The following is a 25,472-nucleotide window of genomic DNA, read 5'->3' as shown; positions in this document are numbered from 1 at the left end:
ACGACCCGCTCCTCTCAGTAGTTAAATGTCAAAATTAGTCTTCACGTTTTACAATCATGTGACGAAGAATATCGTCATTGATCTTTGAAAGACGATCGAATTCGTTTAATGGTGCATCGTTGTCAGCGTTCAAGTTAACGACGTGATAAACGCCTTCACTGTAACCGCCAATTTCGTATGCAAAACGAAGCTTCTTCCAATCTTTTGAATCAATTAGATCTGCACCATTGTCGGTCAAAATCTTGTCAAAACGTTCAACTAACTCGTTCTTAGCTGCGTCGTCAAGATCTGGACGAATGATGTAGGTAATTTCATACTTCATGAAATTTGCACCTCCTTATGGACTTCAGGCCCTCTTCTTTGAGTTTTAAGAGAGCAAGGAGAGTCTTCCGAATGGATTACTCACAGATTATTATTCTACCAAAGTTCAGACTAAAGTGCAATGGTATTTTACAGTCTTTCCTCACAGCAAACCAGTTATTTCACCTCACACTTGGCTGCTGGGACCCATAGTAACAAATAGACAACTAAACCTGACAAGAGATGTGGTTATACTCCTAACTACGCAAAAAAGGACGACAAAATTTGCCGTCCTTTTAAAAAATTAGTCTTGATTATTAGTCATCTGAATCATCGTTTGAATTAGGATCCGAGGAATCATCAGTCGATTCATCGTCGTTAGAATCATCATCAGTAGCCCGATCGATCAAACGATTCAATGATGTATCACCATCATGACCATCAGCATGATCACTCTGGTCATCATCAGAGCTCTTTAAACTGCTATCTGCGTCGTTTTGAGCCGCATCATCATCATCATCTGATGCTTCCTTTTCAACAACGGCCATTGTGGCGACTTTTGAGTCATCATCCAAACGAATCAAATGGACACCGAGTGTTGCTCGACCAGTTTGTGAAACGTTCTCGACGCCAAAGCGAATCATCACGCCTTTGTCGGTAATCAGCATGATATCTTCCTCGCCGTTGACGGTTGTCAAGCCAGCTAAAGGACCGTTCTTTTCAGTCACGTTGATGGTCTTGATTCCTTTACCACCACGGCCTTTTATTGCGTACTCACTAGCAGGTGTCTGCTTACCGTAACCACGTTCAGAGATGACAAAGACGTTATCGTTTGGTTCCAGGATAGCAGAACCGACAACGTAATCGTTATCCCGAAGCCGAACACCGCGAACCCCAGTAGCCGAACGACCCATTGACCGAACGTCACTGGCCTTAAAGCTAACTGCATACCCGGAGTGGGTCCCAATGATCATAGCTTGGTCTTTATCAACGATAGAAACGTTGATCAGTTCATCATCATCTTTCAAACTCAGTGCTTTTAAACCGTTACTGCGAATGTTTGAAAAGTCACTAACAGACGTTCGCTTAACGGTCCCATGCAGCGTGGTGAAGAACAGGAATTTGTTCTGATCCCCCGCAGCATCAGACACGTTAATAACGGCTTGAATCCGTTCGCCATCTTCAATGTTAAGCAAGTTGATCACCGGAATACCCTTAGCAGAACGACCATACTCAGGAATCTCATAGCCCTTCATCCGGTAGACCTTACCAGCGTTAGTGAAGAATAGCAAAACATCGTGCGTTGAAGTAGAAACTAGGTGTTCGATGAAGTCATCATCATGAATACCCATGCCTTGAACGCCCCGGCCGCCACGGTTCTGGGCTTTAAATTCAGCCGTTGGCAACCGCTTAATGTAGCCGTTATGAGTCAGCGAGATCATCACGTTTTCTTCTTCGATCAAGTCTTCGTCTTCAAGGCTCAGAACTTCGCCAACCATGAGTTCAGTTCGACGAGGGTCGCCAAACTTATTTTGAATCTCTAGCAGCTCTTCATAAATGATTTGGTTTTGCTTATCCTTGCTTGCCAAAATACCCTGATATTCAGTAATCGACTTCTGCAGGTCTGCATACTCATTTTCAACCTTGTCACGTTCCAGCCCAGTCAGCCGAACCAGACGCATGTCCAAAATTGCTTGAGCTTGCTTTTCAGAAAGTGGATACCGGTTGATCAGTTCATTCTTAGCAACTTCAGCAGTCTGTGAATTACGAATGATCGAGATGATCTCATCAATATGATCCAGCGCAATCTGCAATCCTTCAAGAATATGGGCTCGGGCTTTTGCTTTTTTCAGGTCAAATTCAGTCCGGCGACGAATGACTTCCAATTGGTGAGCCAGATAATACTGCAAAATTTCCTTTAGACTCAGTACTTTCGGTGAGCCATTGACGATTGCCAGCATATTAAAGCCAAATGACGTTTGCATGAGCGTCATCTTGTAAAGATTATTTAAAATCACTTCAGCACTGGCATCGCGACGGACATCAACAACGATCCGCATCCCTTCCCGGTCAGACTCATCGTTAACATCCGTAATGCCTTCAATTCGTTTGTCACGTGCCAATTCAGCAATTCGTTCAATCAAACGAGCCTTATTGACCATGTAAGGAATTTCGGTGGCAATAATCCGCTGTTTACCGCTTTTATCCTCTTCGATCTCGACCTTTGCGCGCAGAGTGATCGTACCCTTACCAGTTTCGTAGGCTTTCCGAATCCCGGACTTGCCCATGACCACACCTCCAGTTGGAAAGTCTGGTCCCGGCAAAGCTTCCATCAGGTCAGCAGTTGTCGCGTCGGGATTTTTCATCAAAATATGAATTGCGCTAATTACTTCGGCCAGATTATGCGGCGGAATATTTGTCGCCATCCCAACGGCAATTCCAGAAGCGCCGTTGACCAGCAGATTGGGAAAACGAGCCGGTAAAACAACCGGTTCCTTTTCAGTACCATCATAGTTTGGCTGATAATCAATTGTATCCTTGTTAATATCACGCAGCATTTCCATGGCAACCTTACTCAAACGAGCTTCGGTATAACGCATAGCAGCTGCGCCATCACCATCGACTGAACCAAAGTTACCATGACCATCAACTAACATGTAACGATAGCTGAAATCTTGAGCCATTCGAACCATGGCTTCGTAGATTGCCGAGTCACCATGGGGGTGAAACTTACCCATGACGTCACCGACGATTCTGGCGGACTTTTTGTATGGTTTTTCCGGTGTGACACCCAGTTCGCTCATCCCGTAAAGAATCCGTCGGTGAACGGGTTTCAATCCATCACGAACATCTGGTAGCGCCCGAGCAACAATAACACTCATGGCATAGTCCAGAAATGAAGTTCGCATGGTTTTAGCTAGGTCGACATCAGTGATGCGGCTTGGCAGTTCTTCATTCGCCAAATTAATACCTCCCATAATGCATCACGGGTATTGGTTTCACCCGATCAGTTAAGCTTCTAAACCTTCTTAAACGGTCACTAGACATCCAAGTTTTCAACGTACTTGGCGTTTTGTTCAATGAAATTACGACGCGGTTCAACTTTGTCGCCCATTAGCATTGTGAAGACTTCGTTTGCTTCCGCGGCATCACTCGGATCGACCCGCAGTAAACGGCGCTTTTCAGGGTCCATCGTGGTCTCCCACAGTTGACTGGCGTCCATTTCACCAAGTCCCTTATACCGTTGGATCACCGGTTTTGGCGACGGTGGTAATTGCCCCAAAATCGTCTGCAGTTCTTCATCAGAGTCAATGTAGCGTCGCATCTTACCCTGACGAACTTGGTACAGCGGCGGCTGTGCAATGTAGACATAACCGGCTGCCAGTAACGGCCGCATGTAGCGGTAAATTAGGGTCAACAGCAGGGTTCGAATATGCGCACCATCAACATCAGCATCCGTCATAATGATCAGCTTGTGATAATTGACTTTTGACACGTCAAAATCATCACCAAAACCGGTTCCCATAGCCGTAAATAATGACCGAATCTCTTCGTTAGCTAAAATTTTATCCATGCTTGCTTTTTCAACGTTCAAGATCTTCCCACGAATTGGCAGGATGGCCTGTGTTAAACGAGAACGCCCCTGCTTAGCGGAACCGCCGGCAGAATCACCTTCGACGATGAACAGTTCTGAAATGGCCGGATCCTTACTGGTGTTATCTGCCAGTTTCCCAGGTAAATTACTGATCTCAAGTCCGCTCTTCTTCCGGGTAACTTCACGGGCGCGTTTTGCAGCGACCCGTGCCTTAGATGCTAGTAAACCCTTATCAACCACTTTTCGAGCAATGGTGGGATTTTCCATCAGGAATTTCATAAAGTGTTCACTAAATAAGTGATCAGTAGCGGTTCGAGCATCTGAATTACCAAGTTTAGTCTTGGTTTGACCTTCAAATTGTGGATCTGGGTGCTTGATAGAAACAACGGCCGTTAAGCCTTCACGAACATCTTCACCACTCAAGTTGTCCTCGTTGTCCTTCATCAGGTTGTTCTTGCGCGCATAATCATTAACGATCCGTGTCAAAGCCCGTTTGAACCCTTCCTCATGAGTCCCACCTTCGTAGGTATGAATGTTATTCGTAAAGGTCAGTAAGTTGGAATGAAAATCATCCGTATACTGCATGGCAACTTCAACGGTGATGCCATTTTCTTGGCCTTCAACGTATATTGGTTCGTCAAACAGCACGTCTTTATTCTTGTTTAGAAATTCAACGTAGTGTTTGATTCCGCCTTCATACATGAAGGACTCCTCAGTTGGCTTTTCTGGACGTTCATCACGGATGGTGATGCGTAAGCCCTTATTCAAAAATGCCAGTTCGCGGATCCGCGTGGTCAACGTATTGATATCAAAGACGGTCGTTTCGCGGAAAATGTCTGGGTCAGGCAGGAAATGCACAGTTGTACCGTGAATATTTTCTGGCAGTCCAGTGTCGATGACCTTCATGTGAGTCTTAACGCGGCCGTAGGCAAAGTCCATGTAGTATCGTTTACCGTCACGAACAACCTTGACGTCTAGTTCGGACGACAAAGCGTTGACAACTGAAGCACCCACACCGTGTAAACCACCGGAGACTTTGTACCCGCCACCGCCAAATTTACCGCCAGCGTGCAGGATCGTGAACACCGTCTCCAGTGCTGACTTTCCAGTCTTCTTCTGTGTATCAACGGGAATTCCACGTCCATTATCCATCACGGTCACACTGTTATCCTTGTGCACCGTTACGTGAATAGCATCCGCGAAACCAGCCAAGGCTTCATCGATACCATTATCAACGATTTCCCATACCAAATGGTGAAGACCTTGTGAACTCGTGGATCCGATGTACATTCCAGGCCGTTTTCGAACCGCTTCAAGCCCTTCTAGAACCTGAATCTGACTCGCGTCATATTCGCGGGCGCGTTCCATTTTACTTTCTTTTTCGTCAGCCAAATGTGTTCCTCCTCACTCTAAATCCCGAAACAACTAATCATCAGTCGAAATCTCGCCATTACGGATGTTAAATACCGTTGGTTGGTGTATCAGTCTCTGTGCCACACCGCTCAAACTGGTGGTGGTCAGAAACGTTTGAACCTTATCTTGAATTGCTGTCAATAAGTGGGTTTGCCGATTATCATCCAATTCTGATAAAACGTCGTCTAGCAGCAGCACTGGATATTCCCCAGTCTGTTCATGCATCAAATCGATCTCAGCTAGCTTAACGCTAAGCGCTGTCGTGCGTTGTTGTCCTTGCGAACCGAAACTGGAAACGTCCTTATCATTGACCAGAAACTTTAAATCGTCACGGTGCGGGCCAATCAAGGTCGTCCGCTGAAAAAGTTCTTTTTCGCGCCGTTCCCGGTAAAGCTTTTTTAGAGCATCATAGGTGTGCTGGGTATCCACTAGGTCAGCCTCTGAAACGGTCGTCGCATAGTGAAAGGCTAACCGTTCTTTTTGTTGGGAGATCTCCTGGTGAATCTGGGCAGCCCAAACTTCCAAGCGTTTCAACAACGTCACGCGGGCGTTAATGATCTCGGAACCATAGGCTGCCAGCTGATCGGACAATACGTCCAGTAATACCATGTCAGATTGCTTTTTGGCGCCCAATTCTTTGAGGTAGCGATTGCGCTGTCTCAAGATTGTTCGGTACTGAGCTATATCATATAAGTACTTATGACTCATTTGACCAAATTCCATGTCCATAAACCGACGTCGTCCTTGAGGTGCGCCCTTAACCAGGCTCAAATCTTCAGGGGCAAACAAAATGACGTTCAGCTGACCAACGTAACCAGATAATTTGGCCTGTTCCAAATGATTCACTTTCGCTTTTTTACCATGCTTGGATAAATCGAGTTCCAAAGGGGTGATGCCACTGTGCTTTTGTACCCGACCTAAAACTTGAGCCGTCTCGGCTTGCCAATTAATGAGCTCACGATCATTGCTAGTCCGGTGGCTTCGAGCAAGAGCCAAAAAATAAATGGCTTCCAGCAGATTGGTCTTACCCTGAGCGTTTTCGCCAAGTAAAACGTTGACCCCAGGACCAAATGAAACGTCCAAGGCTTGATAATTACGAAAGTTATGCAACCTTAATTCTTCTAATTTCATAAGCTTATTCAGCCTGATTTAAGCGAATAAAAAACAGCCCGACATCTTTGACATCGACCGTATCTCCTGGATATAGTTTTCGTCCACGCCGATCATCCGGTTCACCATTCACATCAACCGCATGTTCTTTCAAAAACCACTTTGCCTGACCACCTGAACCAACAACTGCCTCTTCTTTCAGTAACTGACCCAAAGTGATAAAGGGTGGTTCAATGAAAACTTCCTTTTTCACGGCTTCACCCACCTTCATTTTCTCTTATAATTATACGCTTTTTAGGGGTAAAAGTATAGTTTCAGTTTCATTTTGAGCGTTTTGAGCGTTTTTTGATAATTGTAAGGTCTTTACCCCAAAATACTCTAAAAACGCTTAGAACCTAAAAATTGCGTTTTTTGAATCAATAATGGCTTTTTAGTGGATTTAGCCCTTCTTTTTAAAAATTAGAAGCCTGAAAAAGCAAAAAAAGCTCAAATGACCGTGACAGATCATTTGAGCTTTTTGGAAATCTTTAAACTTAGTTTGAATCTTGAAAAGATCAAACTAGAACGTCCGAACCGGTGTGATCAGCTGGATAAAGTTTTCCTTATCTTCAGTTGGCACCAGAGTGAATGGTCGCAATGGTGACGTAAAGGAAATCGTGATTACAGCTGCTCCAAATGAACGCAGCGCATCCTTCATGTAATCAGGGTTAAAGGAAATCTCGAGTTCATCACCCGTCATCTCACTGGGAGTAAGTGCCTCTTCAACGTTACCAACGTCAGGCGAGTTACCGAAAATAGTCGCTTGGTTATTTGCAGGATCTAGCGTCAGTTTAACCACGTTGTTTCGTGATTCATGAGACAGCAGCGAAGCCCGTTCAATGGCGGATAGAAGCGCTTTGGCATCAAATTCGACCGTGGTGGTAGCATCTTCTGGAATCAGCCGTGATGTGTCTGGATAGTTGCCCTCTAATAAACGGGAGTAGAACAGTGTGTCACCAATGGTAAACAGGACCTGGTTTTCTGAGAGGCGCATCTCAACATCAGGATTGTCATCACCGATCATCCGGGCTAACTCTGTGAGACTCTTACCAGGGATGATCACGTCGTAGGTGGTTGAAGCTGATTCAGGTAGGTTGATCTTCCGTTGGCTCAACCGATGACTATCAGTAGCGACAGCTAACAGCTGATTATCAACTAGGGTAAAGTGCACCCCGGTTAGAATCGGCCGGCTTTCTTGATTTGAAACGGCAATGACAGTCTGGTTGATCAGTTCACTGAAAACGTCTCCGGCCAGAGTGATCTCATCCGTGGCATCGATTTCAGGCAAGCGTGGATAATTATTGGCATCCAAGCCGTTAATCGTAAAGGAGGCTGAACCAGACGTGATTTCGGTTTGAAAACCTTCTGTAACATCTAATGTCATGTTGTCTTCTGGCAGTCTCTTCACAATGTCACTGAAGAAACGTGCGGGTAACACAATGGCACCTGTACTTTGAATGGCTAGCTGATTATCTGGGTTATCAGCGTGGATTAACGTTTCAATAGAAATATCAGCATCCGAACCCGTTAACGTTAGACCATTATCATCGGCAACCAGTTTTAAACCAGTTAGGATCGGAATAGTGGTCTTTGACGAAATAGCTCGTTGAACATTATTAAGTTCTTTAATGAACGCGGCACGATTGATCGTAAATTTCATGGTTGCACTCCTTATAATCCATAATATAAATAAAAAGAATAGTAATAGTAGGGCGGTGGATATTGTGGATAAGTTTGAGAAACACCGTTCAGCTGTAAGTTATACACATGTGGATAACCTGTGCACAACTTTTTAAGTTGTCCACACCGCTACTTTTAAAGTCTTCTTTATAATAGCCTATTAACACATTTAAAAAAAGGAGCCGCCTTGAATTATGATCCCAAACAAGAACTCCTTCATCAACGAATTAACGTTCGATCTCAGTCTTTAAATTACTGATCTCGGCTGCTAGATCGCTGTCGGTTTTAAGTGCATCAGCAATCTTATCATAAGCGTGGATCACGGTTGTGTGATCTTTACCGCCGAATTCATTGCCGATCTTTGGTAGTGAGCTATCCGTCATTTCGCGGGATAGATACATGGCGATCTGGCGCGGCATCACGATTGTTTTCATCCGTTTTTTGCCCTTTAAGTCGGTCAGTGATACATGATAGTACTTGGCGACTTTTTCCTGAATCAGCGGAATCGTGAGTTCGCTGGAACGCTTATCAAGCTTCAAACTCTTCAGCGCGCCCGCAACCAACTCGGTCGTAATCGGCTGGTGAACCATCTTTGAGTAGGCGTGCACACGCGCAAGCGCACCTTCAAGCTCCCGCACGTTAGAATCGATTCGGCTAGCAATGTAGCTCAAAGTCTCATCAGGGATCGCAATATTGTCTGCCTCTGCTTTGTTCCGCAGAATGGCAATTCGTGTTTCCAGATCAGGTGGTGTGATGTCCACCGACAAGCCCCAAGCAAAGCGAGAAACTAAACGATCTTGCAACTTCGGAATCTCATTTGGCAACCGATCAGAAGTCAAAACAATTTGCTTTCCATCGTCGTGGAGATCGTTAAAGGTATGGAAGAATTCCTCCTGGGTTCCTTCCTTATCAGCAAAGAACTGAATATCATCAACTAATAGTAGGTCGACGTTACGATATTCCTCTCGAAACTGATCTTGCGTCTTTGATTGAATGGCCGTGATGAAGTCGTTTGTGAAGGCTTCACTCGTGACGTATTTAATCTTAGTCGTCGGGTCGTCTGCTAACATCTTGTTACCGATCGCGTGCATCAAGTGGGTTTTCCCTAACCCAACACCACCATAGAAGAATAGTGGGTTATACATGACGCCAGGTTCCTCTGAAACGACCAACGCAGCAGCGTGTGCCATCTGATTACCCTTACCGATGACGAAAGTATCAAAGGTATATTTAGGATTCAGCTTGGCACTTTGACTAAACGCTGTCGGTGCTGCTGCGGAGTGGTTAAGTGTGGATACCTTGGACTCATCTTCGTCTGCGACAACAAAAACTGGCTGAATATCCGCTTGGGCGTATTCATAAGCCAGCTCAACTAACGTTTGGGTTAAATTGCGTTGCCAGTAGTCTCGATGTAGTTCCGATGGTAGCTTGATTGTCAGACGATTGTTCGTTAATTTAACGGGTTCTGCTGATGAGATCCACGTCTTAAATGCTGTCGGGGCGATTTTCTGCTGGAAACCGTCTTTGATTTCACCCCAAAGTGTGTCTAAATCAAGCACTTTTCTTCCTCCCCATCTTTAAAGTGATAAATTTAGTTTAGCATGCTGTAAAAAAGTTTTCCACAGCCTTTTTAACTTGTGGATAATTGTTTCACAGGCTGGTATAAAGTTTTCCACAAGGCTGTTCATAACTTTTAAAAAATGGCTGTGAAACATTTTTATCCACAACCTCTTGTGCAAAACAAACACTGATACAGCAAGTGTTTCACAAGTTCGTCCCCAGAATTAACAGGGTTCTATTTTTGGGAAACAACAGCCTGTGGACTAGTGGATAAGTCTGTTGAAATGCAGAAAAATCAAATCTAAAATTCACAGGTTATCCACAGGCCTATTTCATGAAACAAATTTTATTTCTCGCAAAAAAAAGCGGAAATTCTCAATTTAGTCTTTGATGTTGGCTTCAGATATGATATTATATTTTAGAAATGCATTTAGAGATGTAAATAGATGTAAATATTGGCTTCATGCCTGAGGATCAGGAGGTGTAAGTTTTATGAAGCGAACATATCAACCTAAGAAACGTCATCGTTCACGCGTTCACGGTTTCCGTAAGCGGATGAGCACGAGCAACGGCCGTAAGGTTTTAGCACGTCGACGTCAACGAGGAAGAAAAGTCTTGTCTGCATAGACCACTGACCAATCAGTGGTCTTTTATTTTTTTAAAATGGGCAACAGACGTTTTGGAGATGCAATATGCGAAAATCTTACCGCGTAAAAAAAGAAGCGGAGTTTCAAGAGGTCTTTGAGGCGCGACATTCGGTGGCTAACCGTCAATTTGTGGTTTACCAGTTGGAACGTCAGGACCAGCCGCACTTTCGAGTGGGAATCTCGGTCGGCAAAAAGATCGGTAATGCCGTTCACCGAAACTGGGTCAAACGGCGAATCCGGCAGTCGCTCACTGAGCTGAAGCCGAATTTGAAACAGGATGTGGATTTTTTGGTCATTGCACGACCAACCACTTCTGAAATGCCGATGCCAGAGATTAAGAAGCACTTGATCCACGTCTTGAAACTTGCGAAATTGCTCGATAATGACTACAGCGAGGGAGACTAGTGAAAAAATTAAAACGATTTATAACTATGTTTGGGATCGTTGGGTTGGCTGTCCTGCTGACCGCCTGTGGTAACCAGCCGATTACTGAGCATAGCACGGGACTATGGGATGGTGTTATCCTATTAAACTTCTCCCGGGCAATTATTTGGTTGGCACACGTGTTTGGCGGTTACGGGATGGGGATCATTGTCTTCACCATCATCGTGCGGATCATTATTTTACCGCTGATGATCTTCCAAACTCGCAGTATGCGAAAGACCCAGGAGATTCAGCCACAGTTAAAAGCGTTGCAGAAAAAGTATTCGTCGCGCGACCAGGAAACAATGGCTAAACTTCGTGAAGAGCAACAAAAGCTCTATAGCGAAGCCGGCGTTAATCCGGTTGCTGGCTGTTTGCCAATGATCGTGCAACTGCCAATTATCTGGGCTTTGTATCAGGCCATTTGGCGGACTGACGTTTTACGTTCAGGTCACTTCTTATGGTTGCAGCTTGGTTCTCGAGATCCATACTTGGTCTTGCCGATCTTAGCTGCTGTCTTTACCTTTTTAAGTTCATGGCTCATGATGAAAGGTCAACCGGAGTCCAATACCATGACGACTATGATGACGGTAACCACACCCGTGATTATCTTTATCACCGCGCTAAACTTGCCAAGTGCGCTTTCCCTTTACTGGGTGATCACCAACGCTTTCCAAGTGGGTCAAACCTTGGTCATTCAAAATCCTTGGAAGATTCGCCGCGAACGTGAGGAAAAAGATCGTAAACAAAAAGAGCACGATCGACAAGTTAGAAAAGCAATTCGGCGTGCTAAACAAAGCCGGCGGAAGTAATTTCTGACGGTGGTGCTTAACCGTTACGATTGTGAGGGTCCTTGAACGACTGATTAAGTTCAGTTGTTCAAGGACCTTTTTGTAAAGAATCATTTTTAGGGAGAAAACAACTGAATTTTCTATGATTTGATAAATTGTAATATTACCATTTTCAAAACCCGCCAGATAACCGGCTTTCACATGCTATACTATACATAAGTAGTTTATTGAAGGGAGCAAGCAGTCATGACTTTATTCAAGAGCGAGACCGTGGATGATGCAATCGAGGAGGCACTTCAACAACTTCAACTAGACCGGTCTCAAGTGGAAGTATCGGTGGTGGCTAAACCACGGCGCGGCTTTTTAGGCTTTGGTGCCAGGAAGGCACAAGTTGACGTTAAACCGTTGGTGCAGCCTGCTGAAAAGCCAGTTGCTAAAGCAGCGCCATCGGCTCCAGCTGATTCTGCAGTAATTTCCAAATCAGCGGCTCCATCCCAAAAAGCGGGTGATGAAGCACCAGAGAAACCGGCCCCACAGACTCAAGAACCAGCTAGTCGCCAAGCCGAATATCAGCGTGTAGCTGATGAATTAAATACTTATTTATTAGAAATCGTGAACCAATTAGGTATTGATGCGACCAGTTCGGTTGAGGTGGTTCATCGCCGATTAACGATCAATTTTGAAACTGAACAGGAAGGCTTATTGATTGGTAAGCATGGTCGGACTATTAACGCACTGCAAAGTCTGGCACAGGTTTTCTTGAATCATAAGCGCTTTTCTAAGCTTGAAGTGACCTTGGACGTAGCTAACTACCGTGAACGACGTGTTGAAACGTTGACTCGGTTAGCTGAAAATATGGCACGAGAAGTCGTTGCCACTGGGAAACCCGTTTATTTGGATCCGATGCCTTCGTTTGAACGTAAACAGATTCACAGCGTACTGGCAGACAATGAACACGTGATGACCTATTCCGCGGGTACTGAACCCAAGCGAGCCGTAGTAATTACCTTACGTTAATGCGACACATTCCTGGATTGCATCATTTCTTGCTAAATATGAAACTAGTAAATAAATCCATCTGATACCAGCAATGATTAAAACGTTGCTGGTTTTTTGTTGCTAAGGGTGTATACTAGAAATTAATCTTGCACGACTAATATGGAGGAAACAGATGACAAACCACGTTAATTTAGCAGACCAGCTTTGTTTTAGCGTCTACAACGTCAATCGCCTATTCAATAAATTTTATCAAGAAGCGTTAGCACCTTACAAACTGACGTACTCACAGTATCTGGTTATGACGGCACTGTGGGAACATGATAATCAGGAACTGCGCGAACTTGGAGCCGCGTTGCATTTAAGCTCCAACACGCTGACGCCGCTTGTTCGCCGGTTAGAATCAAACGGGTGGGTCAACCGCCTGCATCCAGTTAATGATAAACGCCGACTAGTCGTCAGTTTAACGGAGAAGGGCCGAGAAAATGAAGACCCAATTCATCAGACTTTGGCTGACTGTTTGGGCAAGTACGCGTTAACAAGGGATGATTATCAAAGAGCACTAGCACTTAACGAAAAATTGATTACGGCTCTAAGTGATTAGAGTCGGTTTGTTTTAAGATAATAGTCGTGCACGACTAAAATGAATACTGGAGGTTTTATTATGGATTTTGATGTGCTTTTTATTGGTTCAGGACACGCCACCTGGCACGCCGCTGTTGCGCTGTTACAGGCGGGTAAACACGTGGCAATTGTTGAACGAGACCTAGTTGGCGGAACCTGTACCAATTATGGTTGTGATGCCAAGATTGCTCTTGATGCCCCACTTCAGCTGACAGAACAGCTTACTCGCTTTAATGGCAGCGGCGTCAAAGGTAACGTGACGATTGATTGGCCGTCCCTAATGGCTTACAAACACCAGGTTATCGATCCGCTGGCACCTTCGATGAGCCAAATGTTCACAAAGATGGGGATTGAAATGATTACTGGTGATGGCGTTTTGACGGATGCGCACACCGTCAAAGTGGGCGAACGATCTTATACTGCTGATAAAATCGTGATTGGCACGGGTCAACGACCTGCTTCCCTAAACATCGACGGCGCTGAGTACATTCATGATAGCCGAGAATTTCTCAGTCTGGCTGATATGCCACAACGGCTGACCTTCATTGGTGCGGGGGTCATTGCCATTGAATTTGCAGCCATGGCCGCTACCATGGGTCGTGAAGTCCACGTTGTCGAGTTTACTGAACGGGCCTTAAGTGCATTTGACAAAACCTACGTTGACCGCTTGCAAGCTAAATTAGCCCAGCAGGGTGTCCAGTTCCACTTTGGTGAAGCAGTAAATGCCGTTACCAAGACGGCTGAAGGATTGACGGTGACAACCAAGGCTGGCTTGACGATCCAGACGGATTACGTACTGGGTGCAACTGGTCGGGTTGCTAACGTTGAAAATTTGGGGCTTGAAGAGCTGGGGATCGCAGCTTCTCGCCGTGGTATTCCGGTCAATGATCATTTACAAACGAGTGTGCCAAACATTTATGCGAGTGGCGATATTATTGATAAAAAACAACCTAAGCTGACACCCACCGCAACTTTTGAATCAAACTATATTGCTGGTCAGATTTTAGGGAACACAGAACCAATCAGTTATCCCGCCATCCCTAGCGTGGTTTTTGCAATGCCTCGAATCGCTGAAGTCGGCGTGACGCTGGCCACAGCTCAGGCGGATGATGAGTACCACACTCAAGTTGTCCCGTTTGGAAAACAATTGGCATTTGAATATAAACATGCTTTAGACGCTGAAATGACGTTGGTTTTTGACCATGCAGGCGACCTTGTTGGTGCCAGTGTTTACGCAGATGACGCCGAAGAATTGATCAACGTTTTGACGATGGTTATCAACGGTCATTTTACTGGTAGCCAGCTTCGACAACAGATCTTCGCTTTCCCAAGTTCCACAAGTGGGATTTTGGATCTTCTGGCGGGTATGCTGTCCCAAGCATAATTGTTATTAGTTTTAAGGGTTCACTGCGAACTGTGTGGTGGGCTTTTTTAGACTAAAAATACCTCGCCTGGTTGGGAGGTATTTTTAGTGATTATTTAGGACTTCTTCTTATCACCTTTAGCGTCTCTTTGCTGTTCTTTGAGATATTCATCACGGGTTTTGACGTCCTTGATATGAATCTTGATCTCAGTGGGCTTTAAGTCCGTCATGTCTTTTAAAGCGCCACATAATTTAGTAGTGATTTTGTCAAATACACTGGGAATGCTCTTGCCATATTCCAGCACGGCATCCATGGCTAATTTGACTTCTTTTTCATCGTTATCAACGTCAACAGTGACCCCAGCTGTCGGATCGTCCTGGTCAGAAAAGCGGTCCTTCACGGAATTGAATAAGTTGCCTTCCAGTGAGAGTACACCGTCCACTTCGCGGACAGTTTTACCCGCAATTTTCGCTAGCACTTCGTCGTTATAAGTCAGAATTGTTGAAACGTCATTTTGAGCCATCTAAATTCCTCCTTTAAGTTGAATTATTGAACCCGTTCATTAGCTCCAGCGGTCGCCAGTTCATCTTTTTGACGCTCACTTTTAGCCTGCCATTCTTTTTTAGTCAGCACATCATTAATATTGAGATTTAGTTCAACGAGGTCTAACCCGGTGTAATTTTTAATGGCCTGTTGAGTTCGGTTGCAAACCTCATCAAAAATTTTGGGGGCTTCCGATCCGTATTCAATGGTAGCATCCATATCCAAAGCAACCTGCGTGTCGCCAACTTCGGCGTCGATTCCCTTTGTTGGATCCGTTTTTTTTGATAACCGGCCAGCTAATTCGCTAATTACGCCACCATCTAGTGACAGGATACCTTCCACGTTGCGGCAAACTAAACCGACAATTTTTTCGATCACAGCATCGTCAAACGTTAATTTTCGACTCAGGGTTGCCTTTTTGTTTTCCATCATTTAGTTCCACTCCTTTATTCGCCATCAACTAATTGAGAAATGAGTGCTTTAAGACCGCCAAATTTGCTGATAACGGCGCCGATAATGACGCCGACTGCGCCCAGCGTAAGCATTAACAAGACGGCGTTAAAGCCACCCAACGCCCAAACAAGCCCAACAAGCATACCTATTAGCCCGCCATATACCGTGGTCATATTCATACTAGTCGCTCCTTTACACAACTCGAGACTGTCGTGGCATTTTTTGGTTTAAAGTTTGGTAAGGTTTTAGTCGCAACTTTACCCTTTTAACTGGCACTGCTAGGATCCTTTTAGTTTCAGCCACCACTAACTCCTGAATGCGCTTTCCCTTTTCAACCAAGTCATTATCGTCGCGATTGACGGCCTTGATAGTAACACGAACGTGCTGGCTGCGGGCTGTCATTTTAACTTTTACACTCACTGCAGTAACATCTTCCTGGTTAAGAATGGCCGCACGTAAAGTATTTTCAACGGCCTTTTTTGAAATACTCAATTGCCCGTTTCGAAAACGGAAAATTAGCCGATCAACTTTGCCGGGGGCCATGAGCGCGATGAATATCGCGAGTAACCCAATAAATGTTAGTAAGCCACTGATGACTATAGCGGATGTCTCAACTGCAGTCTGCTTTGTCTGAATGGTTGTTAGTAACCAAGTTGAAACCTGTCCTAGAGGAATGATCACAGCGATTAACCACACACTCTGCACAATCGCTAACAGTCCGACTAGAAGCAGTAAAACTTTCTCGCTTTTGTTCATACGCAGCCTCCTTTCTCTCGCAACTAACGGTTAGTTTTAGCTAGGCTGCGGGTTAAAAAAGAGACTAGGAGAACGACGATAATTGCACCAAGGATTGCCGGTACAATTGCAATATCAGCTAACTGGGGTCCCCAAGAACCCAGTAAGGATTCACCTAACCAAGCACCAAGTAGACCACCCACAACGTTGCCGATCCAACCCATTGGTAAATCACGGCTGGTAATTGCACCCGCGATGACACCAATCAGGGCACCAATGATCAGTGTCCAAATAAGACTCAACATCTAAATCATCCTTTCTGTCATGAAACTGCTAACGGTAAGAAATGTTGGGCGTATTTCTAATATACAATAACTTAAAACTTATTGTGTGAATAATTTGTGAATGAAATGGTTATTTTTTGTATACTCCATTTTGAAGGTTTTTGCTTGAGCTGCTGGTCTGATGATTTATACAGGGTAGTTTTGAGAGAAAATGAGATCTTTGGCATCGATAAGTTGGCGGTGAATCAGTTTTTTATTGGTGGTGTTGTGTCTTTTATCATGCGGAACTGGGCTCCTCAAGGCCAGGAACTATGTACAAGTCAACTCTGGCATAAATCCAAGCCCGGGATTTCCGCCAGAGTCGCCATGTACGCCGTTCCCAAACCGCCTTGATCCGCACCTTTTTTACTTGACACCCCCCCAATTCCAGTCTATTATGATACTAAATCATTCTTATCTTAAATAGATAAAGTAGTCAAAGTGCTTTATCCATGCTGTTAGGGGCATGGAGTCGGCACTTTTTTTGTGCGTGAAATATTGAACAACTACTATATAAATGGAGGGACTAATATGACGACGACAAGTGAATTTGACACTATTGCAGCCGTTGCTACGCCGCCTGGTGAAGGTGGTATTTCAATTATTCGGGTCAGTGGTGACCACGCTTTTGATGCCGTGGAACCCCTTTTTAAGGGTAAATCGTTACGTCACGTGAAAAGTCACACGATTAATTACGGCCATATTATCGATCCAGACAGCCAGTCTGAAGTCGATGAAGTCATGGTATCCGTCATGCGTGCTCCGAAGACTTACACCCGCGAAGACGTGCTCGAAATCAATTGTCACGGTGGGTTACTGGCCACCAACCGGATCTTGCAGCTTGTCATCAGTCAGGGTGCTCGGATGGCCGAACCCGGTGAATTCACCAAGCGTGCATTTCTCAATGGGCGCCTCGATCTGAGTCAGGCAGAAGCCGTCATGGACCTCATTCGAGCCAAAACCGACCGTTCCATGAAAGTGGCTCTCAATCAGCTGGATGGCAATCTTTCCCGGCTAATCAAGAATCTGCGCCAGGATATTTTGGAAGTCCTCGCCCAAGTTGAGGTCAACATTGACTACCCCGAATACGATGACGTGGAAACGATGACCACTAAAATGTTGCTGGAAAAAGCGAAGGAAGTTAAAGGTTCCATCCACCAGCTATTACGGACTGCTAAGCAGGGGAAAGTCCTTCGTGACGGCCTCGCAACGGCTATCGTAGGCCGGCCGAATGTTGGTAAATCCAGTTTGCTAAACGAGCTGCTTCATGAAGATAAGGCGATCGTGACGGATGTTGCTGGAACCACTCGAGATGTGATCGAAGAATACGTCAACGTTGGCGGAGTACCTCTAAAATTGATCGATACTGCCGGTATTCATCATACTGACGATAAAGTCGAAAAGATTGGTGTTGAACGTTCCAAGAAAGCTATTGGGGCTGCGGATCTTGTGGTACTCGTTTTGAATGCCAGTGAAGCATTGACCGATGAAGACCGACAATTGCTAACTGATACTCAGGATGAAAAGCGGATCATCATTCTTAATAAAACGGATCTACCCGTTAAACTAGACCTTAATGAACTGAAGGAGCTTGCCGGTGATACCAAAATCATTCACGCTTCAATGACCAAGAGCCAAGGGGTTGACCAACTGGAAAGTGAAATCAGCCACCTATTCTTTGACGAGGGAATTGAATCTGGCCGTGGCAATGTGATGGTAACCAATGCTCGTCATATTGGCCTATTGAAGCAAGCTGATCACGCCTTAGATGATGTCTTAAGTGGCATTGCAGCCGGCATGCCGGTTGACCTTGTTCAAATCGATATGACCCGTTGCTGGAACAAGCTTGGCGAAATTACGGGCGACAGCTATCAAGATGAACTGCTCGACCAATTATTCAGCCAATTCTGTGTTGGAAAATAACGAAGTCAGTGTATTTTAGGAGGAACAAACATGCCTGAGATTCAAGCGTATCAAGGCAAGGACTACGATGTCATTGTCGTGGGTGCCGGTCATGCCGGTGTCGAAGCAGCATTGGCAGCTGCGCGAATGGGAAACAAAACATTGCTAATGACGATTAATTTAGACATGGTCGCTTTTATGCCATGTAACCCTTCAGTGGGTGGGCCAGCTAAAGGGATCGTCGTCCGCGAAATTGACGCTCTGGGCGGTGAAATGGGTCGCAATATTGATAAGACCTACGTGCAGATGCGGATGTTAAATACGGGTAAGGGGCCAGCCGTTAGAGCATTACGTGCTCAGGCTGATAAGCACGCCTACCACGCTGAAATGAAACATACATTGGAAAAGGAGCCGAACTTAACGTTGCGGCAAGGGATCGTCGATGATCTGATCGTAGAAGATGGTGTTTGCAAGGGTGTGATCACTAATACTGGTGCCCATTATCACTCTAAGACGGTGGTCATTGCTGCTGGTACAGCTGCACGAGGTAAAATCATCATTGGCGAATTGATGTATTCATCAGGTCCAAATAATTCACAACCTGCTAAGAAGCTGACTAAGAATTTGGAAAAGTACGGCTTTGAACTCGAGCGGTTTAAGACCGGGACGCCACCGCGAGTGGACGGAAATACGATTAAGTACGATGAAACGGAAGAACAGCCAGGAGATAAAGAGCCCAACCACTTCAGTTTTGAGACGCCAGACGAAAATTATCTCGCCCTGAAGAATCAGCTGTCGTGTTGGCTGACCTATACGAATGAGAAGACACACGCCATTATTCGCGAGAACCTTGATCGTGCCCCAATGTTTACGGGTGTGATCGAGGGTGTCGGTCCCCGTTACTGTCCGTCGATCGAAGACAAGATCGTTCGGTTCGCGGACAAGAGCCGCCACCAGCTCTTCTTGGAGCCAGAGGGACGGAATACGGATGAGTGGTACGTTCAAGGTCTTTCGACTTCTATGCCAGAAGAGGTTCAGCAAAAGATCCTCCATTCTATCAAGGGTCTCGAAAACGCTGAAATGATGCGTCCTGGCTACGCCATTGAGTATGACGTTGTTTCACCATATCAATTGCGGCCAACCTTGGAAACAAAGCTGGTTAAAAACCTTTATACTGCGGGTCAAACTAATGGTACCTCGGGCTATGAAGAGGCTGCCGGGCAAGGAATCATGGCTGGTATCAATGCCGGGTTACGAGCGCTTGGTAAGGCACCCTACGTCATGAAACGCTCAGAAGGCTACATTGGTGTCATGATCGATGACTTAGTAACCAAGGGAACGAACGAACCATATCGTTTGTTGACTAGTCGTGCTGAGTACCGGTTGATTTTACGGCATGATAATGCTGATCTGCGGTTGACACCCAAGGGTCATGAACTCGGGCTGATTTCTGACGAGCGTTATCATACCTTCTTGGCAAAGCGCCAGGCCGTTGAAGACGAGATTGCGCGATTAAATACCGTTCGGGTCAAGCCTTCTCCTGAGGTCAACGCTTACGTTGAATCACATAATGAAAAGCCGTTAAAAGATGGTGTCATTGCCGCTGAGTTCTTGCGCCGACCACAGGTTACCTATGCTGACTTACTGCGCTTTATCCCAGCACCTGACAAGCCACTTGACCGCCGGGTGATCGAAGAAATCGAGATTCGCATCAAGTACGCTGGTTACATTAAAAAAGCCGAAGATAATGTGGCCAAGATGAAGAAAATGGAAGCTAAGAAAATTCCGGACCGAATCGACTATGATGCCATTGAGGGTCTGGCGACTGAAGCCCACCAAAAACTGGATAAGATCCGACCCGAAACGATTGCTCAAGCGACCCGTATTAGTGGTGTTAATCCTGCTGATATCGCTATTTTAAGCGTTTATATCGAGCAGGGGAAAATCGCTAAAATTCCCAGTTAATTGCCAAAACGACCTAGCATTATTGCGCAAATAACAGCGTAATGGTGAGCCTAATCAGAAACGGATTGATGTGCTAAAAGCCTAAAGAACCTCGCTGACTGATCTTTGAAAGATGAGTTAGCGAGGTTCTTTGGGCTTTTTAAGTTTTGGGTGATCAGTCGAGTTTTAGTACGGCTGGATCCCTTTTACAATCCTTGGGTGTTTTAGTCAAGGTTCAAATGTTTTGATAATTGTTTTTGATAATCCCGATCCAGTTTTCGCTGAGCAATGCGATCGGCATATCCACTGCAGATGAATTTTTCTTCATCAGTTTCTGGGATGATTTTTGGCAACGCCGGATTAGCTGGGTTAGCCAGGACAACAAAGGTAACAAAGCAGGTAAAACCGACAAACCGTTCACCAGTCAATAAATGCTCACCCAACCCCTTCACAAAGACTTCCAGGGAGCGATGGCTTGTTCCGGTGACGTAGGATTCGATCACCATGGCATCCTGCATCGCAAACGGCGCAATAAAGTTCATGTGATCCATCGTAGCTGTGACTTGCACTTGACGCACCGCGCGGGAAGCCGCAATTGAGCTGGTGTCATCGACCATGGAAAGAATGCGTCCACCAAAGACCGTATCGTGTTCATTCAGATCAGAACTGAATACCCGGTGGTTAGTGATGGATAGTGTATCGTGACAAGTTAGTTGACGTTCGCTCATGCTGAGACCTCCAATATTTAATCGTTAAGATTATTCTAACATATAATTACACAGGGATTTAAAGCGGTTTCAAATGTTGCGATATTTCGAACCATTTTAATTGTAATTTGTATCTAATCCCCGCATAATGTACTCAAAATAAGACGAAAGAGGATGATAGGGATGACAAAACACCTTGAAATTTCACCTGAGGCGATTGCTAAAATTAAGCCGCACTTGAATGACCATACTCGACTGCTTTTAAGCTATGATGACGGTGTAGGCCCATATTCTCATCATGGTTTAGTTGCCCTGCAGGTTTCATTTCAAATCGTACTGATCAACGATGATCAACCCTTTGACGATTATGATGAAGAGATCGAGACGAATTTCCAACCGATGTATATCAAATCTTATTCCAGCCGGTTTTTGGCTGACCAGATGAATTTGAAATTACAGCCGAAGTATCAAACACTGATTCTCTCGGATAACAGTGAAGAAATTGACCAAAACGTTGAAATTGTTGACGAACGAAAATGAAATAATCATTCTCATTAGATCATTTTATTAAAAATGCGAAAACTGTTCTAAATAAATGAACTCCAGGCAAAGTGATTTGAAAGTAGCATTTTCCTGGAGTTTTTTTAGGGGCTCTGTTTACTGGTAAATTGGTGTTATTACAAGCCTTGTGGAATGTTTTTTTCGGCATATAGGCTTTTCTTTTTGATAAATAATTTCTAGTAATATTTCTATCGATAAAAGTTATATGACCCTATTTTTTGACTCTTAATTTCTAGAATGGACTGGGCCATATCTGACGAATCAAAAAATATGTTTGAAGTTGATGTAATTGCTTGTTATCAAGATTTGAAAATGATTTAATGTAAACGGTAACATGTTGTTTAACCAAGTATAAGGAGGCAATATTATGGCACGAATTGCGATTGTTACTGGTGGGGGTCAAGGAATCGGTGAAGGAATTGCTAAGCAATTAGCTTCAGACGGTTTAACGGTTGCTGTAGCGGATTTAAAGCAGGACAATGCTGAAAAAGTTGCTGCAGAAATTGGTAATGGTGCAAAGGGTTACTACGTTGATGTTTCAGATCGTCAAAGCGTATTTGATTTAGTTAATTCAGTTGTTTCAGACTTCGGTCAATTAGACGTCATGGTTAACAATGCCGGCATTGCAAAGATCGGTGCTGTGATCGACGCTGAAGAAAAAGACGTCGACCAAATTTTCAATGTTAATGTCAAGGGCGATATTTACGGGATTCAAGCTGCTGCTAAGCAATTTCAGAAACAGGGGAACGGTGGTAAGATCATCAATGCCTGTTCCATTGCCGGCCACGAAGGTTTTGAATTACTGGGTATCTACTCAGCTACCAAATTCGCAGTTCGCGGCTTAACGCAAGCCGCTGCTAAAGAGTTAGCCAAGGATAAGATTACGGTCAACGCGTACTGCCCAGGGATCGTTTTGACACCAATGTGGGATCAAATCGATGCTGAAATGGCTAAGATCTATAACGTACCATCAGGTGCAACACTTCAGAAGTACATTGACGGTATTGCATTAGGCCGTGGTGAACAGCCAGCCGACGTAGCCAACTTGGTATCGTTCTTAGCTGATCACAAATCTGATTACATTACTGGCCAATCGATCATGGTTGACGGTGGTATTCAATACGCATAGGGTAGGAAGCCGGAGCGCATCATTATATTGGAAATTTTACAGTTTATAATGGACCAATGACCTTATCAAACTAAATAGCAACGAATCAACCGCGGTGGCATGCTCACTGCGGTTTTCTTTTTTTAAACAAAAATCTTTAAATGAGCTTGTAAATGTTTCATGTGAAACATATCCGATCTGACCGTGGACCGAGGGTGTGATGAAATAACTTCTCTTCAAGGTTGAATAGCTAAGGTAAAGCAAAAGGCCATGAACCCGTGCAGGTTCATGGCCGCTTGCTGCTTGATAAATTACGATTAAATTTAATATAACACTAAATCCGTGAAGTTCAAAATCTGTGGTGATCCTTTTTGGCTTCTCCTAATATTAAAATATTAGTTTTTGCCGAATATCATGAACGGTTCCAGCTACGTTGTACCATTACCTTTTGCCGTCTAAGATTCAAAAATCCATAAACCCACAAACCCCTTTCACAGACGATTTATTTGAATTCTAAAGCCTAAAATTGACTTTCAAGCCAGTAAATCGAATGTCATATATTGAAATTAGCTACGCCTTTAACAAGCGATTTTAGGCTGGTAAATGAAAGCGAATTCATGTGAAATAATTAACTTACAAAAAGTAAGTATCTTTGCGTGACATTTCAAAATGATGCTCCTATACTATTCATCGTTAGGCAAGTTTTTATAGTTATTAATTTTACTATTACTGATGAGGAGTGCGATTAAGATGACAAAAATGATGGCAGGACAAGCATTAGTTAAGGTTTTGGAAGATTGGGACGTCGACCATATTTATGGAATTCCTGGGGGCTCAATCAACCATACAGTTGAAGGACTGTATTTGGAACAAGATAAGGTGAAATATATTCAGGTTCGCCACGAGGAAGTCGGCGCGATTGCTGCTTCTGCTGATGCCAAATTTACTGGCAAGATCGGGGTGGCCTTTGGGTCAGCTGGTCCTGGCGCCACCCACCTGTTCAACGGCCTTTATGATGCCAAGATGGACCATGTACCAGTACTTGCCATCGTTGGTCAAGTCGCTCAGCCGGTGATGAACACTAATTTCTTCCAAGAAATGGACGAAACACCAATGTTTTCTGATGTTTCAGTTTATAACCGGACCGTTACGACTGCGGAACAGATTCCATATGTCATCAACGAGGCCATCCGTGAGGCTTATCGTCAAAGCGGTGTGGCTGTCGTTATCCTTCCTGAAGATCTAACAACTAAAGAAATTGATTATGAACCATCAAAGACGCCTAAAGTCGTGACCAACAGTTATTCACAAACGGTTAACCCTAAAGCGATCTCTGATAGCATTCAAATGATTAAAGACGCTAAGCACCCATTGATTTATGCTGGGCGCGGTTTATTGGGTGCCCGAGATGAACTGACGAAGTTCTCTGAGCAATTCAACATTCCAGTGATGAACACAGTCCCAGCAACCGGAGTTATTGCCACTGACCACCCGAACTTTATCGGTACATTTGGTCGTCTGGGTGCTAAATCTGGTTTCGAAGCCCTGCAACATGCTGATCTGATCTTGTTCTTAGCTTCAGAATTTCCATTTGCGAACTTCTGGCCAAAGGACCTGAAGATCATCCAAGTTAACACGAACCCATTTGACATCGGCAAGACGGTCGACGTTGACTATGCCGTGATTGCAGATGCTAAGAGCTACTTGAAAGATATGATTACCACCGGTGAGACCCGTCCGGCAGACACTTGGCTGAAAGCTAATCAGCAAAACAAGGCTAACTGGGACAAGTGGCTGGATGAACAGGCTGAAGATGACAGTAAGGGCTTGAATCCCGAGGCGGTGACCAAGAAGATCGCTGAATTAGCTGGTCCAAATGATACCTATGCCGTTGACACCGGGAACGTTTCTGAATGGGGCGTCCGTGGGTTACCAATGAACAAGAACCAGCGCTTTGCGATTTCTGGTCTATTTGCGACTATGGGCTTCGGTCTTCCTGGCGGCTTAGCTGGCGCGCTCAGTGTCCCTGATGCCCAGGCATGGTCACTGTCTGGTGACGGTGGTTTTGCAATGGTTGCTCCTGACATTATTACGGAAGCTCGTTACGAATTACCAGTTATCAACGTGGTCTTTTCAAACAGTCGCTTTGGCTTCATTTACTACGAGCAAGCTGAAAGCAAGCAGCATTTCTACGGCGTTGATTTGACCGATGCTGACTGGGCGAAGGTCGCAGAAGGACTCGGCGGAATTGGCTTTACCGTTCGGACGAAGGCGGACCTCAAAGAGGTATTTGACAAGGTTAAGGACCTTCAAGCTAACGGCAACAAGAAGCCAATCGTTATCAATGCTTATATCAAGCCGGATGACCCGATTGCCACGGCCTTTATGCCACTTGATGAAAAGCTCTATGGTGCTGACGCTGTGAAAGCTTACTCAGAGAAGTACCACATTGATCCAAAGACGCAGCCTTCATTAGGTGAATTACTCCGCGCCCAGGGCGATGAAAAGTAAGCGATATAACTACTGATTAGGGATGGCAAATACAGCCGCAGACTCCAAGCTATTTTGGAGTTTGCGGCTGTATTTGAATTCGCTCTAAAGCGCACATCGACTAAGTGTATGGAACAAGATGGCGATAACACGGTAGAATAATC

General features: G+C 44.8%; 24 protein-coding genes. 11 read left to right on the top strand and 13 right to left on the bottom strand.

All coding sequences use genetic code 11. The features are described 5' to 3' along the window. Positions 1-34: 34 nt before the first annotated feature. The 7 genes from rpsF to dnaA form a co-directional block, all read right to left on the bottom strand. Positions 35-322: a 30S ribosomal protein S6 gene (gene rpsF / locus GM612_RS02070; protein ID WP_155430730.1), complete on the bottom strand. Its 288-nt coding sequence runs from the start codon at positions 320-322 to the stop codon at positions 35-37. Positions 323-617: 295 nt separating this feature from the next. Then, positions 618-3,278 carry a DNA gyrase subunit A gene (gyrA, locus tag GM612_RS02065; protein ID WP_155430729.1) on the bottom strand — a complete coding sequence of 887 codons (2,661 nt, stop codon included), beginning with the start codon at positions 3,276-3,278 and terminating at the stop codon, positions 618-620. Positions 3,279-3,340: 62 nt separating this feature from the next. Further along, entirely contained in the window at positions 3,341-5,263 is a 1,923-nt protein-coding gene (gene gyrB, locus GM612_RS02060; RefSeq protein ID WP_155430917.1) for a DNA topoisomerase (ATP-hydrolyzing) subunit B, read from the bottom strand. Between the two features lie 57 nt (positions 5,264-5,320). Beyond that, the gene (recF, locus tag GM612_RS02055) at positions 5,321-6,439 is read right to left on the bottom strand and encodes a DNA replication/repair protein RecF (RefSeq protein ID WP_155430728.1); all 1,119 of its coding nucleotides are present in this window, start codon (positions 6,437-6,439) and stop codon (positions 5,321-5,323) included. Between the two features lie 4 nt (positions 6,440-6,443). Then, positions 6,444-6,689 (bottom strand): S4 domain-containing protein YaaA, encoded by a 246-nt coding sequence (gene yaaA, locus GM612_RS02050; protein ID WP_155430727.1) that lies wholly within the window; start codon positions 6,687-6,689, stop codon positions 6,444-6,446. A 288-nt stretch (positions 6,690-6,977) separates the two neighbouring features. Next, positions 6,978-8,117 (bottom strand): DNA polymerase III subunit beta, encoded by a 1,140-nt coding sequence (gene dnaN / locus GM612_RS02045; protein WP_155430726.1) that lies wholly within the window; start codon positions 8,115-8,117, stop codon positions 6,978-6,980. A gap of 247 nt (positions 8,118-8,364) precedes the next feature. Then, positions 8,365-9,696 (bottom strand): chromosomal replication initiator protein DnaA, encoded by a 1,332-nt coding sequence (gene dnaA, locus GM612_RS02040; protein ID WP_343031755.1) that lies wholly within the window; start codon positions 9,694-9,696, stop codon positions 8,365-8,367. Between the two features lie 493 nt (positions 9,697-10,189). Between dnaA and rpmH the strand changes: the two genes are divergently transcribed. From rpmH to GM612_RS02010, 6 genes are all read left to right on the top strand, one after another. Further along, positions 10,190-10,324, top strand: coding sequence for a 50S ribosomal protein L34 (rpmH, locus tag GM612_RS02035; protein WP_098823527.1), 135 nt, complete (start codon positions 10,190-10,192; stop codon positions 10,322-10,324). A gap of 65 nt (positions 10,325-10,389) precedes the next feature. Then, the gene (rnpA, locus tag GM612_RS02030; protein WP_155430725.1) at positions 10,390-10,749 is read left to right on the top strand and encodes a ribonuclease P protein component; all 360 of its coding nucleotides are present in this window, start codon (positions 10,390-10,392) and stop codon (positions 10,747-10,749) included. A 26-nt stretch (positions 10,750-10,775) separates the two neighbouring features. Next, a complete protein-coding gene (gene yidC, locus GM612_RS02025) occupies positions 10,776-11,579 on the top strand; it encodes a membrane protein insertase YidC (RefSeq protein WP_155430916.1) in 804 nt (267 codons plus the stop codon). Between the two features lie 225 nt (positions 11,580-11,804). Beyond that, complete coding sequence (jag, locus tag GM612_RS02020; protein WP_155430724.1) at positions 11,805-12,575, top strand: RNA-binding cell elongation regulator Jag/EloR; 771 nt, start codon at positions 11,805-11,807, stop codon at positions 12,573-12,575. 154 nt (positions 12,576-12,729) lie between these two features. Continuing rightward, positions 12,730-13,158 carry a MarR family winged helix-turn-helix transcriptional regulator gene (locus GM612_RS02015; RefSeq protein ID WP_155430723.1) on the top strand — a complete coding sequence of 143 codons (429 nt, stop codon included), beginning with the start codon at positions 12,730-12,732 and terminating at the stop codon, positions 13,156-13,158. A 57-nt stretch (positions 13,159-13,215) separates the two neighbouring features. Further along, a complete protein-coding gene (locus tag GM612_RS02010; protein ID WP_343031775.1) occupies positions 13,216-14,562 on the top strand; it encodes a dihydrolipoyl dehydrogenase family protein in 1,347 nt (448 codons plus the stop codon). 95 nt (positions 14,563-14,657) lie between these two features. On the opposite strand, the gene GM612_RS02005 is transcribed toward GM612_RS02010, so the two are convergent. The 5 genes from GM612_RS02005 to GM612_RS01985 are packed head-to-tail and all read right to left on the bottom strand — an operon-like array spanning position 14,658 to position 16,578. Continuing rightward, positions 14,658-15,065 carry an Asp23/Gls24 family envelope stress response protein gene (locus GM612_RS02005; RefSeq protein WP_155430721.1) on the bottom strand — a complete coding sequence of 136 codons (408 nt, stop codon included), beginning with the start codon at positions 15,063-15,065 and terminating at the stop codon, positions 14,658-14,660. A 23-nt stretch (positions 15,066-15,088) separates the two neighbouring features. Then, entirely contained in the window at positions 15,089-15,514 is a 426-nt protein-coding gene (locus tag GM612_RS02000) for an Asp23/Gls24 family envelope stress response protein (protein ID WP_425500320.1), read from the bottom strand. 17 nt (positions 15,515-15,531) lie between these two features. Beyond that, positions 15,532-15,717 (bottom strand): hypothetical protein, encoded by a 186-nt coding sequence (locus GM612_RS01995; protein WP_155430719.1) that lies wholly within the window; start codon positions 15,715-15,717, stop codon positions 15,532-15,534. A 13-nt stretch (positions 15,718-15,730) separates the two neighbouring features. After that, positions 15,731-16,294 (bottom strand): alkaline shock response membrane anchor protein AmaP, encoded by a 564-nt coding sequence (gene amaP / locus GM612_RS01990; protein ID WP_155430718.1) that lies wholly within the window; start codon positions 16,292-16,294, stop codon positions 15,731-15,733. 23 nt (positions 16,295-16,317) lie between these two features. Then, positions 16,318-16,578, bottom strand: a complete 261-nt coding sequence (locus GM612_RS01985; RefSeq protein ID WP_155430717.1) for a GlsB/YeaQ/YmgE family stress response membrane protein — start codon at positions 16,576-16,578, stop codon at positions 16,318-16,320. Positions 16,579-17,127: 549 nt separating this feature from the next. Here GM612_RS01985 and mnmE point away from each other — a divergent pair. Both mnmE and mnmG read left to right on the top strand, forming a co-directional pair. After that, entirely contained in the window at positions 17,128-18,519 is a 1,392-nt protein-coding gene (mnmE, locus tag GM612_RS01980; RefSeq protein WP_155430716.1) for a tRNA uridine-5-carboxymethylaminomethyl(34) synthesis GTPase MnmE, read from the top strand. Positions 18,520-18,549: 30 nt separating this feature from the next. After that, positions 18,550-20,463 carry a tRNA uridine-5-carboxymethylaminomethyl(34) synthesis enzyme MnmG gene (mnmG, locus tag GM612_RS01975; RefSeq protein ID WP_155430715.1) on the top strand — a complete coding sequence of 638 codons (1,914 nt, stop codon included), beginning with the start codon at positions 18,550-18,552 and terminating at the stop codon, positions 20,461-20,463. Positions 20,464-20,666: 203 nt separating this feature from the next. Here mnmG and GM612_RS01970 read toward each other — a convergent pair whose 3' ends face one another. Next, positions 20,667-21,170: an acyl-CoA thioesterase gene (locus GM612_RS01970; protein WP_155430714.1), complete on the bottom strand. Its 504-nt coding sequence runs from the start codon at positions 21,168-21,170 to the stop codon at positions 20,667-20,669. A 162-nt stretch (positions 21,171-21,332) separates the two neighbouring features. On the opposite strand from GM612_RS01970, the gene GM612_RS01965 reads away from it, so the two are divergent. From GM612_RS01965 to spxB, 3 genes are all read left to right on the top strand, one after another. Then, positions 21,333-21,689 (top strand): iron-sulfur cluster biosynthesis family protein, encoded by a 357-nt coding sequence (locus GM612_RS01965; protein WP_155430713.1) that lies wholly within the window; start codon positions 21,333-21,335, stop codon positions 21,687-21,689. Positions 21,690-22,077: 388 nt separating this feature from the next. After that, positions 22,078-22,839, top strand: a complete 762-nt coding sequence (locus tag GM612_RS01960; protein WP_155430712.1) for an acetoin reductase — start codon at positions 22,078-22,080, stop codon at positions 22,837-22,839. 729 nt (positions 22,840-23,568) lie between these two features. Next, positions 23,569-25,329 (top strand): pyruvate oxidase, encoded by a 1,761-nt coding sequence (gene spxB, locus GM612_RS01955; RefSeq protein WP_155430711.1) that lies wholly within the window; start codon positions 23,569-23,571, stop codon positions 25,327-25,329. Positions 25,330-25,472: the final 143 nt, after the last annotated feature.

Origin of the sequence: Secundilactobacillus folii (genome assembly GCF_009720675.1) — a bacterium.
GTDB lineage: Bacteria > Bacillota > Bacilli > Lactobacillales > Lactobacillaceae > Secundilactobacillus > Secundilactobacillus folii.
The sequence above is the reverse complement of the archived record's forward strand: the minus strand, read 5'-3'. Positions and strand labels throughout refer to the sequence as shown.